Raw genomic sequence first — 16987 nt, 5'->3', positions numbered from 1 at the left:
CAAGAGGGACGGTCTGGCATGCTACCTTAAAGGTTTACTATTTGGGTACGGTTAATTTTTTAGTTTTTATGCAGATAATTGTTTTTCTTTGAATATGCCAGGAGGATATCCACCAAGTTTCTTCTGAGGTCTGTCGTATATATAGTATCTCATATAGTCTTCAACTATCTCAATGACTTCGTTGATATCCTTGATCCTTCTACTCATTAGATGAATAGTTTCGCTTTTAAAGTGACCGAAAAAGCTTTCTGCTTTAGCATTATCCCAGCAATTGCCCTTTCGTGACATGCTCTGTTTAACATTCAACTCTTTTAGAAGATTGACATACATCAAGCTAGTGTAATGGACACCTTGATCGCTATGAATGATACTGCCAGATAGGTCGAACTTCTCGGAAAGTGCCTTTATTGCATTTAAGCTAAGATATTTATCCTGAGTATCGCTTATATTCCAGGATACAGGTTCATTATTGTACAGATCGATTACTGTGCAAAGATAAATCATCTTTCTTCTTGTTGGTATATATGTTATATCAGTTACAAGCTTTTTGCCAGGTACGGCTGATGAGAAATCACGTTGGAGTAAATCTTCTTTGATAATGCTTTGCTCTCTGGTCCTTTTGGACTTCTTTGTGAGTATTGATGAAATCTTTTTCTCTCGCATTATTCGTAGTATCTTTTTATGGTTCACATTGAGATGATATATGTTTCTTAAGTCATCCTTGATGGGCCTGTAGCCTTTTCTACGACCTGATTTCTTGTGGATAAGGAGAATCAGTTCTTCTATCACTTTATTTGAATCTGAGGGCTTAGAAGGATTCCTCTTGTAGTTGTAGTACGATGCTTTGCTTACTCCGGCTATTTCACAAAGAAGCCATATGGGGTATTTGTACTCAAGACTGAGTATTACTTCGTATTTTGCTTCACGGGTTCTTTTTTTTTAAGAAATGGTTTCAAGGATTCAAGACCCTCAAGGTACTCTATACGAGCCTTAAGGATCTCTATCTCATCTTCATAATGTCTTTCAAGAGGAGTCCTAGTGTCATTTCTAACGATTGACTCCTTTGATCTGGCAACTGACTTCTCCTGCTTTGTAGAGTTTGGAGGAAGAAGTCCTTTGTCAATGAGTTGTTGTTCCCAATTATTGATGTAGTTTTTTGAAGGAAGATTGTACTTCATTGCAATAGCTCTGACACCAAGAGAGCTGCTGTAGTAGTCAAGGACAACGGATAATTTGAATTCATCAGAGTATATTTTATTCAAAAGGAACACCTCCTAAGTTTAGTATATCTTACCGTCCCTAAATGGTAAACTTAAGAGGGTCCTTGCCAGTCCTTTTTGTCCCACATTGGGCAGGAGGTAAGACATGAATAATTTCAGCTTGAATAAACCGGTAAATATGGCACCTACAGGTATTGCAACCTTTGCTAAATCAAGAATCTGCATGGATCTAAATGAATTGGATGCGGATATTGCTATTATTGGAGCTCCATGAGATATTGCTATTCAAGGGAAATCAGGAGCAAGGCTAGGACCAAGAGGGATTCGATTAGGCTCCACCAGATTCAGCTTTAAGCCCGGTGGGTCCTATGATCCTGAAAGAGATACTTATTACATGGATGCAAATAGATGGAAGATCATGGTTTGTGGCGATATAGATTATATCCCCGGTGATTTAAACACTAAATCTAATTCATTGAGGATGGCACTTTACCTTTTTGATCACTATGATTCCCAAAAACTGAAAAAATTAAATTGAACATAGAAAAAAGCTTAATTAGATAAAGAGCTAAGGATAAGGTTTTTGTGCTAATTTTAGAAAACAAATTAAACGATAATTTAAATCGGTATACATTGAATAGATTACAGAGATGTGATAAGCTTTCTACTAATTATTATAATTATTATTACTCAATAAAAGTAGAAGAGGATATCTAATGAAAAAATACAGGGTCTCAATTATTTGTATAAGCAGTAAGAATTCTCAATTAATTAAGGGACAGCTAGACAAGGTTCTGGGAGAATATATTGATTTCGATTGCCTTGATTGCGAAGCTAATTACGTGTCCACTGTAGGAAGTGATTTAGTATTAGCATCTGGTAATAGATCAGCAAAGTCAATTACCAATAATTTAATGGATAAGACTGAAATCCTTATAATGAGGAGAACTCTTACAAAGAGGAATTTCGATAAACTAGATAATGTTCCTGAGGACATAAAAATACTAGTAGTTAATGATGACCAAGAAATGGCTGATGCTACCGTCTCTTTACTTTATGAACTTGGATTCAAAAATAATGAATTGGTTGCTTATTATCCTGGCTGTAATTATCAAAAAGGCTCATTCGAATTAGCGATTACCCCAAATGAGACTAGACACGTCCCTTATGATGTCAAAGAGATTATTAATATTGGGACTAGAGTCATTGATCCGTCGACTATATTTGATATTCTTTACAGACTTGACCTTCTTAATACAGACACAATAAGAATTGTCAAGGATTATTCAAGAGATATTAAATTGCTAAGTCCAAGTCTCGGATACCTGTTAAATAATCTTGATGAAAAATATGTTGATTATGAACAAGTACTAAATAATGTGGATACTGGGTTAATAATATATGATAAGAATAGAAATATCGTCTTTTACAACAAGCAGATTAAGAGACTTTTAAAAGTAAATAATGCTCAGATGAGAATACATTCACTATATGACGTAAAATCTCTTTTCAACGATATTTTAAAGTATGAAAATACTCATTTTGTAACACATAAAATAAATGGGATGTTACAAAGCATCTCTAACTATACTAATTATGGAAATGACACAGAATGCAGTGGTGGAATAATAACCATAACTGACTACAGAAAAATCGAAAAAATGTTTGGAGCGGTTAATAGCAAATCTTATTCAAGGGTATATAATGCAAAACATAATTTTGACGACATTATTGGCAACAGCAGTTCAATCATACGAACTAAAACTCTAGCTAATAATTTTGCTAAGTTCGATTCGCCTATTATGATTCAGGGTGAAAGTGGAACAGGTAAGGAGTTATTTGCTCAAAGTATCCACAATACATCTACTAAAAAACTAGGTCCTTTTGTAGCATTTAACTGTGGGGCTTTATCTGAATCACTAATCGAAAGTGAATTGTTTGGCTATGATATTGGAGCCTTCACTGGCGCTAAAAAAGAAGGGAAAGCAGGATTATTTGAATTAGCAAATGGAGGAACCATATTTCTTGATGAAATTGGTGATTTACCATATGCTCTGCAAGGAAAGTTGCTCAGAGTACTTCAGGAAAGTGAACTTATGAGGGTAGGAGGAACAGAAATAATCCCTATTGATGTTAGGGTAATATCAGCAACAAACAAGGACTTGTTAGGACTTGTTACGAACAAACAATTTAGAGCAGATCTATACTATAGGCTAAACGTGCTACCACTTTATATACCTTCCTTCAATAATAGGAAGGAAGATATTAAAAGTCTAATAGAATATTTTTTTAGTAAATATGATCTTAAAAAAGATATTTCTAAATCAGCAATGGATATTTTCTTGGAATATGATTGGCCAGGTAACGGAAGAGAAATAAAAAATTGCGTTGAGTATATTAGTACAATTGATAAAAAAGTTATTGAACCCGAGGATATACCCCTTTATATTTATAAAAATATATCTATTGGCTGCATGGATTCTAGTTTTTATGTTGAAGATAAGTATGAAGAATGGGTTTATGTACTCAAAATTCTATATAATGCTTTTACTTCAGGGGTAAAATTAGGCAGGAGAAGTATTGCAAGAGAACTTATTAAATATTCAGTTTTTCTTACTGAAGCAGAAACAAGAAATTTACTAGAGTCGATGCAATCTCAAGAATTGATTACCCTTACTCAGGGTCGAGGTGGTACTCGTATTACAGAAAAAGGGATCAAAGTTCTAAAGGAAAGTACTAACGAATAGCAGCAATAAATGAACAGGTTCAACGGGGGCAAATACACCAATTAATCCCATTGAACCTGTTCATTTATATTTTAGTGAAATTATCTACACATTTTACGACATATTAAGTTGGTATGGAACTTGCATAATATAAATATATCAATTTAATATACTAAAATGTCTAATTTTATTATTGAAGGGAGATGCTCTAATGAACAAAATAAATGAATTGGAGATGCAGAATCAACTAAATATTTTTTCTCTTTTATTTATCACAACATCTACAGAACTAAAAGAATCGTTCGGCAATGAGTCCGAAGATATCGTGAGGGAGGCTGTTCGTAGATTTGGTAGAGATTTTGGAACTGAGGTAAGAACTCATTTTCTTGATAAAGGAATTAATATAAATATAAACACAGTAATTGGAATGATTGATAACAATTTTCATGATCCAAGATTTAGGGAAGTTATTAAGAAACTAGATGAGGAAGTCTACATTGCCGATATTATTAGTTGTCCCCTAGCCAATTTTTGGGAGTCACAAGAGAAACTGATACTTGGCAAACCGTTTTGCGAAGAATTCTATCATTCATTTTTTAAAACATGTTTTTTTGAAAAATCACAAACGAATATTTCAAAGATGAAAACAAACACAAATGATGATCATTGCCAGTTTGCTGTTTACTTTAGAGCATCGAATATTGAAACTAGCCAAAGAGAGGTTTGCTTTAATGAAAATAGAAGACATATACCATATGATTTTTCGATGTTCAGATCCAGTAAAGAGAAATATGGTTTTTTATCTTTGAAGTTGTATTATTATTTACTAGATGCAGCTGTGGAATCTCACTTTGAAAAAGGTGAAGCTGCTATTGCAAGATCGCTTAAAAAAACAGCATATGGTTCAATTGAATTTTTGGAAAAGAGAGCTTTTATGACGAACAATGTTTTTTCTAGCGAATTCTTTTGGAATAATTGCCCATTAGATATTTTGGAGATTGGAGATATTCAATGGCTAAATTCAAGTGAAAATAATGCAGAGAAACTACTTGAGATAAATTTCACAGCAGTCATTAAGGAAGCATTTATAAGTACATCGAACGAATAAAATTAGAAGGGTGTGAATAAAATGAGTAATAATTATTATTCGGATTTAAATAATTTCAACATTAACAATCTGCAAGACAGCTATACCTTACTTTATGCATACCTAGTAAGAGCATTAATAGACGATCATGGGATAGAAGGAGAGAAAGCTGCAAGGGAAGGCACTAGAAGGTTTGGTATTGACAGAGGTACTAAGAGAAGACAGCAGCACCTTGATGCAGGGTACAAGGTTAATATGAAAAGTTTATTTTCGGTAGGTGGAGATTTACCAGGTGATTCAAGATTTAAAAGAGATCTCCAGCGAATAAACTCAGAGGAGAGAGTATCACATACATTAGTATGTCCAATGTCAGATCTTTGGAAAAAAATTGGTGAAAAAGAAATTGGGCGTATGTATTGTGAGGAGTTTCATTTTGCCTGCTACAATTCTTATGCTTTTGGGTTTACCCAGGTTAACTTAGCACGTACTTTGACCCAAGATGACGATTACTGCAGCTTCAATGTAGTTCTAAGGCCAGAATTCCTTCCAGAAGAGATGCGCAAGAAATGTTTTGAGGAATATGATCCACTATATGAAATTCCTAAAGAAAAAATGGAGGTTGCAAATGCCAAGGATGGATTTAATTCACTTTGCGTAAGGATTTACTACCACATTTTGTCTGCATCAATCGAGTTAATTGGAGAGAGTGCAATACACTCAATTAATAAAGCGCTTAATAGATATGCTGAATATTCTACCGAGAACTTACATAGAATTGCTACAGAAAATGGGGTTGATTATTCTAGAAAATTTATTGATTACAATATCCCACTGGCAATTGATCCTGATACCGAAATTATGTGGGATGAATACTCTGGTAATAATGCAAAGCAAATAATGAAGGATGGTTTTTATAAAACATTTTATGAAAAGCAGAGGATTCAGAATGAAAAATTTGAATAAATTCAGTATTATTATTGAAAATGGCTTGGTCGTAGATGGCTCAGGTGAGAAATTAGCGAGTTATGATATTGGAATAAACTCTGACAGAATTGTGAAAATGGGAAATCTAAAAGGATATTATTGTGAAACAAGAATTGATGCAGCCGGATTGATAGTATGTCCGGGGTTTATTGATGTTCATACTCATACAGACAAGCATTCAGCCTTTTTTCCTTTTGCTGAAGGTAAAGTTATGCAGGGTGTTACAACCGATGTATGTGGTTTATGTGGCACAAGTTTTGCTCCAATTAGTGAAAATGGTTTGGATGAGTACATTAAACGTAACATGGATAAGCTTATGATAGGTATAGATGAACCACTCAAAGCTACTACCTTTAAGCAATTCCGTGAAGAAACTAATTTGCGAGGGAATGCAACTAATATTGCAATGTTTGTTGGAAATTCAAATCTAAGGATCAAATACACAGGGTATCAGAGTAATGGACTCTCTTTAGCTGATTTATCAGGCATGAAGGAGATGCTCCAAGCATCGATGGAGGAAGGAGCATTTGGGTTGTCTACTGGTCTTACATACGTGCCAAGTATGTTTTCTACAACCGAAGAGTTGATTGAACTATGTAAAGTGATAGCACCTTTCGATGGAATATATAATTCTCATATGAGAAATGAGGGGAATGAAGTAATAGAATCCATTAAAGAGCTTATTGAAATTTCAAGAAAAAGTGGGTGCAGAGGGCATATTTCACATTTAAAAGTGCTTGGTTTAAAAAATCATGGTAAAGCGAAGGACTGCCTAAAATTGATTGATGAAGCAAATATGGTGGGTCAAAAAATCACTTTTGATGTCTATCCATATACTGCTGGCTCAACTTCCTTAAGTACACTGCTGCCAGGTTGGGTACTATCAGAAGGATTCAGCAACGATTTTAAGATATTCGATGAGAAAAGGGAACTTATTGAGAACGATATAAAGCTTGAAAACTGGGATAATTTAATATTAAGTTGTGGTTATGACAACATTGTAATTGGAAATGCTGAAGGAAATACCCAATATGAGGGGAAAAGCCTTTCTGAAATTGCTACAGAAAGAAATATTGACGAGTTGGATGCCTTATTTACAGTTTTGAGAGATAGTAAGGGAATGGCAACAATGATATATCATGCAATATCAAATGAAGATTTAGAAATGTTTATGAAACATCCAAAATGTATGATAGGTACAGATGCATTCAGCAGGCATTACAGCGGTCCGACAGCAGAAGGTAAACCCCATCCTAGAAATTATGGAGCATTTCCAAGATATATTAACAAATATATTATTGAGAAAGGTCTTTTCTCAATAGAAGAGGGGATATATAAAATTACAGGACTTCCTGCTGAGACTTTTGGATTAAAAGACCGGGGATTGATAAAGGAAGGCTATATAGCTGATATTACGATATTTAATCCAAATACAATAAGAGAAACAGGTAGCTATGCCAATCCGAATAGTAAACCTGATGGCATCGAATGGGTTATAGTAAATGGCGAGACAGCTGTTGTGAAGGGAGGGGCAAAACGAATAGCAGCTGGTAAAATGTTAAGATTTAAGATTGACAATGTAATTGACTCAGTAAATTAATAAATTAAGAGGAGTGAACTAAATGGTTAAAACAAAAAAAGTTATAAGTATATTCCTGGCTCTAGTAATGGTAATGGGGTTTGTTACTGGCTGCAGTCCTGCAAAACAACCTGCGGAAGAAGTTGGAGAAACTCCAAAAAGAGATTCTCTTGTCATTGCTACTCAAAATGAACCTCCCTCATTAGGAACTAATGATCATGACTCAATTGCGAGTGTTTTTATGAATTTATTAGTTTTCAATGGCTTAACAAAGATTACTTCTGATACTTTGGAAGTAGTGCCAGATTTGGCAGCAAGCATAGAGAATCAAGATGAAACTACCTGGATTTTTAAATTGAATGATGGCGTTTTGTTCCATGATGGTAGCAAACTTGATGCAAAGGACGTTGTAGCATCAATTGAATGGGCTAAAACCTTCCCTGCATCGGCTAACTATACGAAAAGAATTCTTAAAATTGAGGCCGTTGATGACCTTACAGTAAAAATAACAACAGATGGACCTTACGCAGGACTGTTATATGACCTGGGATACCATTTTAACTTCATAGTACCTTCTGAATTAATAGAAGCAAAACATGATTTTAATTCAAATCCAATAGGTACTGGTCCATACAAATTTAGCAAATGGACAAGAGGCGATTCTATTGAGTTCATAAAATTTGATGATTATTTCAATAAAAATGAGGTTGCAAAGATAACTAACCTTGAGTGGAGATTTATTCCTGAAGGGACTTCAAGAACCATAGCTTTAGAGGCTGACGAAGTAGATTTCATCTATGAGGTTGAGACAAATGATATTGAAAGACTGAAATCAGCTGAAGGAGTAGAAGTTGCTGAAGTAACTAGTGTTGTAAACTGGTTTTTAATGATCAATAAAGATACAGCACCATTTGACGATGTGGACTTTAGAAAAGCTATTAGTAGTGCAATTGATAGAGAGGCAATAGTAGATGCTGCTATCAGTGGGTACGGATTACCAAATATTTCATCAGTTCCGATGGGATTTGTTGGTGCTACTGAAGAAAAAGCTGTTGGATACGATGTTGCAAAAGCAAAAGAATACTTATCTGCTTGGGGAGGAGACCCAGCGACTGTAAAGCTTCCGATTATTTGTTCTAATGAAACAAAAGTAAAAGTAGCAACTGTAATTCAATCAAATCTTGCTGAATTAGGCATTGCGGTCGAAATCGTAACAATGGATCTTAGTACTTATCTAGACAAAACAAGTAGTGGTGATTATGTTAGCGCAATAGTTTCGTGGTCGCCTTCAAATCTATTGACATATGTACAAAGATTCCATTCTAGAAGACGAGCATCTAACCCAGGTGCACTTAACAACCCAGAAATGGATGCACTTGTAGAAAAGGCTGAAACAACAATAGACAAAGATGAGAGAATGAAAATAATCGGAGAAATAGTTGTACTTTCAAATGATCTATGTCATCAACCATCACTGTATTTAGATTTAATTTATAGGGCTTATAATGCTGACCTAGGAGGAGTAGTGCCTAGTGCCACAGGTTACATTTACTTCAACAATGTATATTGGGAATAAAAATATATAATAGAGCATTAAAAATAAAATTAATTAATTTTGTTATCTGGCAGGAAGAATGGTTTCAATCTTCCTGCCAGATATAAGCTGACCATAAACTATAAGTTTAGTAATAGTCCAAATTACAATCAATATAAATACATACATGTGGAGGATAGAAATGAAAAAGTATATTATTAAGAGATTTCTATACCTTATACCAGTAATATTAGGAGTTACGTTGATAGTTTTTTTTATACTTAACTTAGCTCCTGGTGATCCGGTGAGGATGATTTTGGGAGATCAGGCGACTCCAGAGCAGGTAGCAGCTCTAGAAAAAGAAATGGGGTTAGACCAACCTCTAGTTGTTCAGTATTTTAGATATATGTTAAACCTTTTGAGAGGAGATTTGGGGAATTCCTATCGAACCAACCAACCTGTTGCAACCGAGGTTTTTTCAAGGTTTCCCTATACTATAGTATTAGCTATTGTTGCAACTATATTTTCAGTACTATTAGCTATACCAATAGGTGTAATAGCAGCAACAAAACAAAATACTATCATTGACAATCTAACAATGTTTGTTGCTCTTATTGGAGTTTCGATGCCTATGTTTTGGTTATCATTGCTTATGATTTTATTATTTTCACTAAGATTGGGTTGGTTTCCAGTTTCAGGAGCGAAAACGATAACAAGTATAGTACTGCCTGCTTTCGCTCTTGGATTTATGAACATGGCTTTAGTTGCTAGAACAACGCGATCATCTATGTTAGAAACAATAAGACAAGATTATATGAGGACAGCACTAAGTAAGGGTGTACCTCGTAAGAAAGCTATAAGAAAACACGCATTAAAAAATGCTTTGATTCCAACCATAACTGTAGTTGGCCTACAAATAGGTAATTTACTAGGAGGCGCTGTATTAGCTGAAACTGTTTTTGCATGGCCAGGAATAGGAAGATTGATGGTTCAATCGATTACTAGTAGAGATGTGCCAATGGTTTTAGGTTGCATTGTAGTTTTCACAATATCAATCTCAATTGTTAACTTAATTGTTGACATATTGTACGGGTTTGTAGATCCAAGAATTAGAAGCATGTACAGCTAGAGGAGGTACTACAATGGGAACTATTGATACACAAATAAATTTAAAAAGCAACCATAGTCAACCCGATAAAAAAAGAAGTCAATTTGCAGAGATTGGTCGCAGACTTGCTAAGGACAAGGCTGCAATGGTAGGACTTGTAATATTACTTATACTGATATTGGTAACAGTATTATCTGGAATATTTATAGATTATAAAACCGATGTAATTTCACACAATATATCAGAAAGATTACAGCCACCATCGAAGGAACATATACTTGGCACGGATGAGTTCGGCAGAGATATGTTTGCCAGGATAGTATACGGTGCTAAGTACTCTCTAGGAATAAGCTTTCTAGCAGTATTCCTGGGATTGGGAATTGGTGGTGTGATTGGTATAATAGCTGGTTTTTACGGAAATAAAATTGACAATATTCTAATGAGAATAATGGACATATTACTAGCTATGCCAATGATGTTGTTTGCTATGGTTATTGTTGCTGCATTAGGACCGAATACAAGCAATCTAGTAATTGCATTATCCATTTCATTGATACCAACTTTTGCAAGGGTGGTTAGAGGAGCTGTATTAACTGTAAAAGACAATGAGTTTATTGAAGCGTCAAGAGCTATTGGTGCCACAGATTTATCAATAATCAAAGAACATATTCTACCTAATTGTATGGCACCAATAATTGTTCAGACAACTCTAAGGATTGCCACCACAATAACTAATACCGCTGCTATTAGTTTTCTGGGATTAGGCGTTCAGCAACCAATACCTGAATGGGGTGGATTGCTATCTGCTGGTAGAAGTTTTATTAGGGATTACAGCTATTTAACACTTTATCCTGGGATGGCAATAATGATAACAGTTCTATCTCTTAATCTTTTAGGGGATGGGCTTAGAGATGTATTGGACCCAAGGCTGAAATAAAGGTCAAATAACAGTATAGTATCAATCACCATCAGGGGAGGTAACTTATTTATGACTAAGAAAATAATATCAGATGATAATGCACCGTTAATTAGTATAAGGAATCTGACTGTAGAGTATAGAACAGACTTTGAAACCGTAAATGCTCTTAATGGTATCAATCTTGAAATACATAAAGGTAAAACACTTGGTTTAGTTGGTGAAACAGGAGCTGGAAAAACAACTGCAGGTCTATCTATATTAAAGCTTGTACCTAATCCGCCAGGGAAGATACTATCAGGTGAAATATATTTTGATGGTAAAAATATTATCAATTGCACTGAGAAAGAAATGGAAAGTATCCGAGGTCACGATATAGCGATGATTTTTCAGGACCCGATGACTTCATTAAATCCGGTAATGACCGTCGAGGAACAAATTGCAGAAGGAATTATGATTCATGAAAAATTAAATGAGAAGAAAGCTATCCTGAAAGCACGAGAGATGCTTGAGTTAGTTGGAATTCCAGCTGAAAGGGGTTCTGATTATCCACATCAGTTTTCTGGTGGAATGAAACAAAGAGTAGTTATCGCTATTGCTTTATCATGTAATCCAAGATTATTGATAGCTGACGAGCCTACAACAGCTCTTGATGTTACAATACAAGCACAGATATTAGAGATGATGCGTAACCTTAGAGATAAGTATGGAACATCGATGTTGATGATAACTCATGATTTAGGCATAGTTGCAGAAATATGTGATGAAGTATCCGTGGTATACGCTGGAGAAATACTTGAGCACGGATCTTTAGATGATATATTCAATAATTATTTGCATCCTTATACCGAAGGTCTTTTTAATTCGATACCTAATATTGAAAATCGGACTATGAAGCTTAAACCGATAAAGGGATTAATGCCAGATCCGACTAACTTGCCTAAAGGGTGTCCATTTAGCCCAAGATGCGACTATGTAATGGATATTTGTAATGAGTTAAAATCAATCGAAATTAATCGTAATGAGGAACACTACGTCAAATGTCATTTGTATAGTGATGGGAAAATCAACAAAAGGAGGCTAGCCCAGGTTGAAAGAAAATAATAAATTAGTAGAAGCATTAAATATTAAGAAATATTTTAATGTTAAACAGGGTATTCTTCATGCTGTTGATGATGTGTCATTTAGTATTGAAAAAGGTAAGACCCTGGGTCTTGTTGGTGAATCTGGATGTGGGAAGTCGACAATTGGGAGATTAATTATTAGGCTTCTTGAGTTGACTGATGGAGATGTCTTGTTCAATGGAAGCAGCATACAGAGATTGTCAAAGGACGAAATGAGGAGAAAAAGAAAAGACATGCAGATGATCTTCCAAGATCCATTTTCTTCGCTAGACCCAAGAAAAACAATAAGTGAAGCGATAGAAGAACCTCTGAGAATAGGGGGATTAGAACCAAACAGGAAGATTAGAGAAGAAAAAGTATTAGGTATTATGGAGACTGTGGGGTTATCAAAGCGACTTGTGAATACTTATCCGCATGAGCTGGATGGTGGTAGAAGGCAAAGAGTTGGGATTGCAAGAGCGTTATCAGTAGATCCACAATTTATAGTTTGTGATGAGCCTGTATCAGCATTGGACGTCTCAATTCAAGCTCAAATCCTTAACTTGATGCAGGAATTGCAGAGTGAGCGTAACCTTACATATTTGTTTATAACCCATGATCTTTCGATAGTAAATCATTTTTCAGATGACATTGCTGTTATGTATTTAGGAAAACTAGTTGAGAAGGCTACTGCAGAGGAATTGTTTAAGAATCCTTTACATCCATATACTAAAGCATTGTTATCTGCAATTCCTTTACCAAGACTCGGAGATAGAAAAGAGAGAATCATTCTTAAAGGAGAAATTACCTCCCCAATTAATCCAAATAAAACGTGTAGATTTTCAAATAGGTGTATATATTCAATGGGAATATGCCAGAGTTCAGAACCTGATCTACTTGAGGTAGAAACAAACCATTTTGTAGCATGTTTTTTAGAAAATTAGTAACATTTTTTAACGTCAAATTTATTGAGAGGAAGGGTAGATAATAGATGAACTTATCTAGGTTTGACAGAATTAGATATATTAAAAATGAATCAAATATTGAGTTTTTAGAAAATCTAACTAAGTATTTAGGAGGTCCAAATATTTATATAAAACGAGACGACAAATTGGACCTTTCAGTTGGTGGAAATAAAGTTAGAAAACTTGAATATTTAATGGCAGATGCAATAAAGAATAATGCAGATACAATAATTACCTGTGGTGCGGTTCAATCGAATCATTGTTGTTTAACTTTAGCCGCAGCAAATAAGGAAAATATGAAATGTTTTCTAATTTTGGAGGAAAGAGTGCCTAAAAGTTACAACAAAAACGCCAATGGCAATAATTTTCTTTATAGGTTATTAGGTGTCGAAGGTGTTAGGGTTGTTAATGGTGGCACTGATATGATGAACGAGATGGAGAAACTTGCATCTGAGCTAAAAGCCGAAGGCAAAACTCCATACATAATACCTGGTGGTGGATCGAATTCAATTGGTGCACTTGGTTACCTTTCCTGTGCTCAAGAAATTTTGAAGCAAACTTATGACATAGGATTAAAAATAGACAAAATTGTTGTTGCAAGTGGCAGTGGTGGTACACATTCTGGTTTGTTAACAGGGATTAAAATGATGAATGCGAGTATCCCAGTTATAGGTATTGGTGTTAATAGGAAAAAGGCTGATCAGACCAGCCTCATTTATAACAAGACAAAAGAGATTTGTAGCATGATGGGTGTCAATCAGTTAGTATCTTTAGAAGATATAATTGTATATGATGATTATATTGGCGATGGCTATTCATTACCTACCGATTCAATGATTGAAGCCGTCCAAATCTTAGCGAAGCAAGAGTCCATATTAATTGATCCAGTGTATACTGGCAAAGCAATGGCTGGGTTAATTGACTTAGCTAGAAAAGGAGTACTTGCTAAAGATGAGAATATTTTGTTCATCCATACTGGAGGTTCAACAGCGATGTTTGCTTACCAAGATGTTTTGTTAAGTCATCTGAACTCAAATATTGAGATTTGAATTGAGGGAGTGAAAATATGAAAAAACCAATTATAGGTTTATTGAGTAACAGTAAGCTATACTATGATCCCTCAAACTTGGCTTCTCTACCTAGAAATGAGGCTTTTGTTCAAGAAAGCTATCTTCAAGCTATTGAAAAGAATGGTGGGATACCATTAATAATCCATTCTACAGAAGATGAAGATGTGATGCTTCATTTGATGAATATTTGCGATGGTTTTTTATTCCAAGGAGGATACGATATTGATCCTAAGCTATATGGTGAAAATCCACATAAAAGATTAGGAGTGGTGAATCCAAAAACTGACAGGGCATGGTATCAATGTGCAAAGTATGTTATAGAGCAAAACAAGCCTACATTAGGAATTTGTAGAGGAATGCAAATGCTTAATATTGCTGCTGGTGGTACATTATTTCAAGACATAGATGACCAAGTAGAAAATAGTATACAGCATGTTCAGAAATTATCAAGAAATAATCTGATTCATAGAATCCATATCGAAAAAGGTAGCAGACTAAGTATTATCTTAGGAGTAGATTCAATATTCACAAACTCTTTCCATCATCAATCAGTTAAAAACATAGGTTATGGATTCATTCCTACTGCCTATACTGAAGATGGTGTATTAGAGGCTATGGAAACTAATGATGGCATGATAATTGGGGTACAGTGGCATCCTGAAGACTTAATTGAGAATGAAGAACGAATGAATTACCTATTTGAAAATCTATGCCTCATCAGTATAGGCACTAAGAAAGATGATTATTAGTTTATAAAGAGATAGTGGAATACTATGCATAAAACTATGGAGGCATAGATGTGAGTTACATAAAAAGATTATCACCTGGAATGCTTGTTGCTTTTATTATCGCTGTTATTTCATGGTACTGCGGAAAAGCTGTGCCTTTAGTGGGTGGTCCTGTGGTAGCGATAATACTTGGGATCATAATAGCTTTTTTTTTCAAATTGCCAGTTGTTCTAAATGAAGGGATCAAATTTACATCTAAAAAAATGCTTCAACTATCTATAATCCTTTTAGGATTTCAGATGGATTTATTTAAGGTTCTTAAAATAGGTGGACAATCTTTGATTTTAACAATTGTAACAATATCAGCATCCTTTGCAGTAGCGTACTTTGTATCGAGAAAATTGAATGTTGAAGAGAAAACTTCAATATTGATAAGTGTGGGAACCGCTATTTGTGGAGGCTCGGCAATTGCTGCTACTGCACCGGTGATCAACGCTAATGAAGAGGAAGTATCATCAGCTATTTCGACTATCTTCATGTTTAATATAATTGCTGTTTTGATATTTCCTCCTATAGGCAGATTACTAAATATGACTGATATTAGTTTTGGGATGTGGGCTGGAACTGCAATTAATGATACTTCTTCTGTAGTTGCCGCAGGGCAAGTTTGGAGTGACAGTGCTTTACAGCTAGCTACTATAGTGAAGCTGGCCAGAACTCTTATGATATTGCCTATAACTATGATTCTCAGTATCTACTGGGCAAAAAAAGAGAAGGACATTAATAAGTATAGTATTTCTAGTATTTTTCCATGGTTCATACTTGGTTTTCTTTTAGCATCTATAGTCACAACAATCAATTTTGTCCCTGACCCGACTTCAGCATTTTTAGCTAAAACCGGGAAGTTCTTAATAGTTGCTGCAATGTCTGCTATCGGGCTCAATACCAATCTGAAAAAATTAGTAACAAATGGCTACAAATCAATTATTCTGGGATTAAGTTGCTGGTTTGCAGTCGCTGCTACCTCAATAGTAGTCCAAAAAATACTGGGTATTTGGTAAGATTCAAACTTTTGAAACTTTTGGGGACGGTTTGGCATGCTACCTTAAAGGTTTACTATTTGGGTACGGTTAATTTTTTAGTTTTTATGCAGATAATTGTTTTTCTTTGAATATGCCAGGAGGATATCCACCAAGTTTCTTCTGAGGTCTGTCGTATATATAGTATCTCATATAGTCTTCAACTATCTCAATGACTTCGTTGATATCCTTGATCCTTCTACTCATTAGATGAATAGTTTCGCTTTTAAAGTGACCGAAAAAGCTTTCTGCTTTAGCATTATCCCAGCAATTGCCCTTTCGTGACATGCTCTGTTTAACATTCAACTCTTTTAGAAGATTGACATACATCAAGCTAGTGTAATGGACACCTTGATCGCTATGAATGATACTGCCAGATAGGTCGAACTTCTCGGAAAGTGCCTTTATTGCATTTAAGCTAAGATATTTATCCTGAGTATCGCTTATATTCCAGGATACAGGTTCATTATTGTACAGATCGATTACTGTGCAAAGATAAATCATCTTTCTTCTTGTTGGTATATATGTTATATCAGTTACAAGCTTTTTGCCAGGTACGGCTGATGAGAAATCACGTTGGAGTAAATCTTCTTTGATAATGCTTTGCTCTCTGGTCCTTTTGGACTTCTTTGTGAGTATTGATGAAATCTTTTTCTCTCGCATTATTCGTAGTATCTTTTTATGGTTCACATTGAGATGATATATGTTTCTTAAGTCATCCTTGATGGGCCTGTAGCCTTTTCTACGACCTGATTTCTTGTGGATAAGGAGAATCAGTTCTTCTATCACTTTATTTGAATCTGAGGGCTTAGAAGGATTCCTCTTGTAGTTGTAGTACGATGCTTTGCTTACTCCGGCTATTTCACAAAGAAGCCATATGGGGTATTT

Annotated in this window: 17 protein-coding genes; 14 read left to right on the top strand and 3 right to left on the bottom strand. The window is 35.0% G+C overall.

Annotation, left to right across the window (positions count from 1 at the left end; translation table 11 throughout):
* Nucleotides 1-66 precede the first annotated feature (66 nt).
* Nucleotides 67-879, bottom strand: a complete 813-nt coding sequence (locus tag AC4PHB_RS07090; protein WP_492137753.1) for an IS3 family transposase — start codon at nt 877-879, stop codon at nt 67-69.
* A 26-nt stretch (nt 880-905) separates the two neighbouring features.
* Nucleotides 906-1262 carry a transposase gene (locus AC4PHB_RS07085; protein ID WP_492135739.1) on the bottom strand — a complete coding sequence of 119 codons (357 nt, stop codon included), beginning with the start codon at nt 1260-1262 and terminating at the stop codon, nt 906-908.
* Nucleotides 1263-1365: 103 nt separating this feature from the next.
* Between AC4PHB_RS07085 and AC4PHB_RS07080 the strand changes: the two genes are divergently transcribed.
* From AC4PHB_RS07080 to AC4PHB_RS07015, 14 genes are all read left to right on the top strand, one after another.
* Nucleotides 1366-1494: a hypothetical protein gene (locus AC4PHB_RS07080; RefSeq protein WP_492135752.1), complete on the top strand. Its 129-nt coding sequence runs from the start codon at nt 1366-1368 to the stop codon at nt 1492-1494.
* A gap of 3 nt (nt 1495-1497) precedes the next feature.
* A complete protein-coding gene (locus tag AC4PHB_RS07075) occupies nt 1498-1758 on the top strand; it encodes an arginase family protein (RefSeq protein WP_492137754.1) in 261 nt (86 codons plus the stop codon).
* Between the two features lie 178 nt (nt 1759-1936).
* Entirely contained in the window at nt 1937-3967 is a 2031-nt protein-coding gene (locus AC4PHB_RS07070) for a sigma 54-interacting transcriptional regulator (RefSeq protein WP_492135751.1), read from the top strand.
* A gap of 190 nt (nt 3968-4157) precedes the next feature.
* The gene (locus AC4PHB_RS07065) at nt 4158-5054 is read left to right on the top strand and encodes an L-2-amino-thiazoline-4-carboxylic acid hydrolase (RefSeq protein ID WP_492135750.1); all 897 of its coding nucleotides are present in this window, start codon (nt 4158-4160) and stop codon (nt 5052-5054) included.
* A gap of 21 nt (nt 5055-5075) precedes the next feature.
* A complete protein-coding gene (locus tag AC4PHB_RS07060) occupies nt 5076-5996 on the top strand; it encodes an L-2-amino-thiazoline-4-carboxylic acid hydrolase (RefSeq protein WP_492135749.1) in 921 nt (306 codons plus the stop codon).
* Nucleotides 5959-7617 carry an N-acyl-D-amino-acid deacylase family protein gene (locus AC4PHB_RS07055; RefSeq protein WP_492135748.1) on the top strand — a complete coding sequence of 553 codons (1659 nt, stop codon included), beginning with the start codon at nt 5959-5961 and terminating at the stop codon, nt 7615-7617. The genes AC4PHB_RS07060 and AC4PHB_RS07055 overlap by 38 nt, the downstream gene beginning before the upstream one ends.
* Before the next feature lie 22 nt (nt 7618-7639).
* Nucleotides 7640-9172, top strand: a complete 1533-nt coding sequence (locus AC4PHB_RS07050; RefSeq protein WP_492135747.1) for an ABC transporter substrate-binding protein — start codon at nt 7640-7642, stop codon at nt 9170-9172.
* Nucleotides 9173-9332: 160 nt separating this feature from the next.
* The gene (locus AC4PHB_RS07045) at nt 9333-10259 is read left to right on the top strand and encodes an ABC transporter permease (protein WP_492135746.1); all 927 of its coding nucleotides are present in this window, start codon (nt 9333-9335) and stop codon (nt 10257-10259) included.
* A gap of 13 nt (nt 10260-10272) precedes the next feature.
* Nucleotides 10273-11175: an ABC transporter permease gene (locus AC4PHB_RS07040; RefSeq protein WP_492135745.1), complete on the top strand. Its 903-nt coding sequence runs from the start codon at nt 10273-10275 to the stop codon at nt 11173-11175.
* Nucleotides 11176-11226: 51 nt separating this feature from the next.
* Nucleotides 11227-12258, top strand: a complete 1032-nt coding sequence (locus tag AC4PHB_RS07035) for an ABC transporter ATP-binding protein (RefSeq protein ID WP_492135744.1) — start codon at nt 11227-11229, stop codon at nt 12256-12258.
* The gene (locus AC4PHB_RS07030; protein ID WP_492135743.1) at nt 12245-13201 is read left to right on the top strand and encodes an ABC transporter ATP-binding protein; all 957 of its coding nucleotides are present in this window, start codon (nt 12245-12247) and stop codon (nt 13199-13201) included. Before AC4PHB_RS07035 ends, AC4PHB_RS07030 begins: the two co-directional genes overlap by 14 nt.
* Nucleotides 13202-13248: 47 nt before the next feature.
* Entirely contained in the window at nt 13249-14271 is a 1023-nt protein-coding gene (gene cuyA, locus AC4PHB_RS07025) for a D-cysteate sulfo-lyase (protein WP_492135742.1), read from the top strand.
* A gap of 17 nt (nt 14272-14288) precedes the next feature.
* Entirely contained in the window at nt 14289-15041 is a 753-nt protein-coding gene (locus tag AC4PHB_RS07020; protein WP_492135741.1) for a gamma-glutamyl-gamma-aminobutyrate hydrolase family protein, read from the top strand.
* A 50-nt stretch (nt 15042-15091) separates the two neighbouring features.
* Nucleotides 15092-16081: a YeiH family protein gene (locus tag AC4PHB_RS07015; protein ID WP_492135740.1), complete on the top strand. Its 990-nt coding sequence runs from the start codon at nt 15092-15094 to the stop codon at nt 16079-16081.
* A gap of 84 nt (nt 16082-16165) precedes the next feature.
* Here AC4PHB_RS07015 and AC4PHB_RS07010 read toward each other — a convergent pair whose 3' ends face one another.
* Nucleotides 16166-16978: an IS3 family transposase gene (locus AC4PHB_RS07010; protein WP_492137753.1), complete on the bottom strand. Its 813-nt coding sequence runs from the start codon at nt 16976-16978 to the stop codon at nt 16166-16168.
* Nucleotides 16979-16987: the final 9 nt, after the last annotated feature.

It is taken from the genome of Gudongella sp. QWL-04, assembly GCF_058683975.1.
Note: the sequence above shows the minus strand (reverse complement) of the source record. Positions and strands in the feature narration are given on the sequence as shown.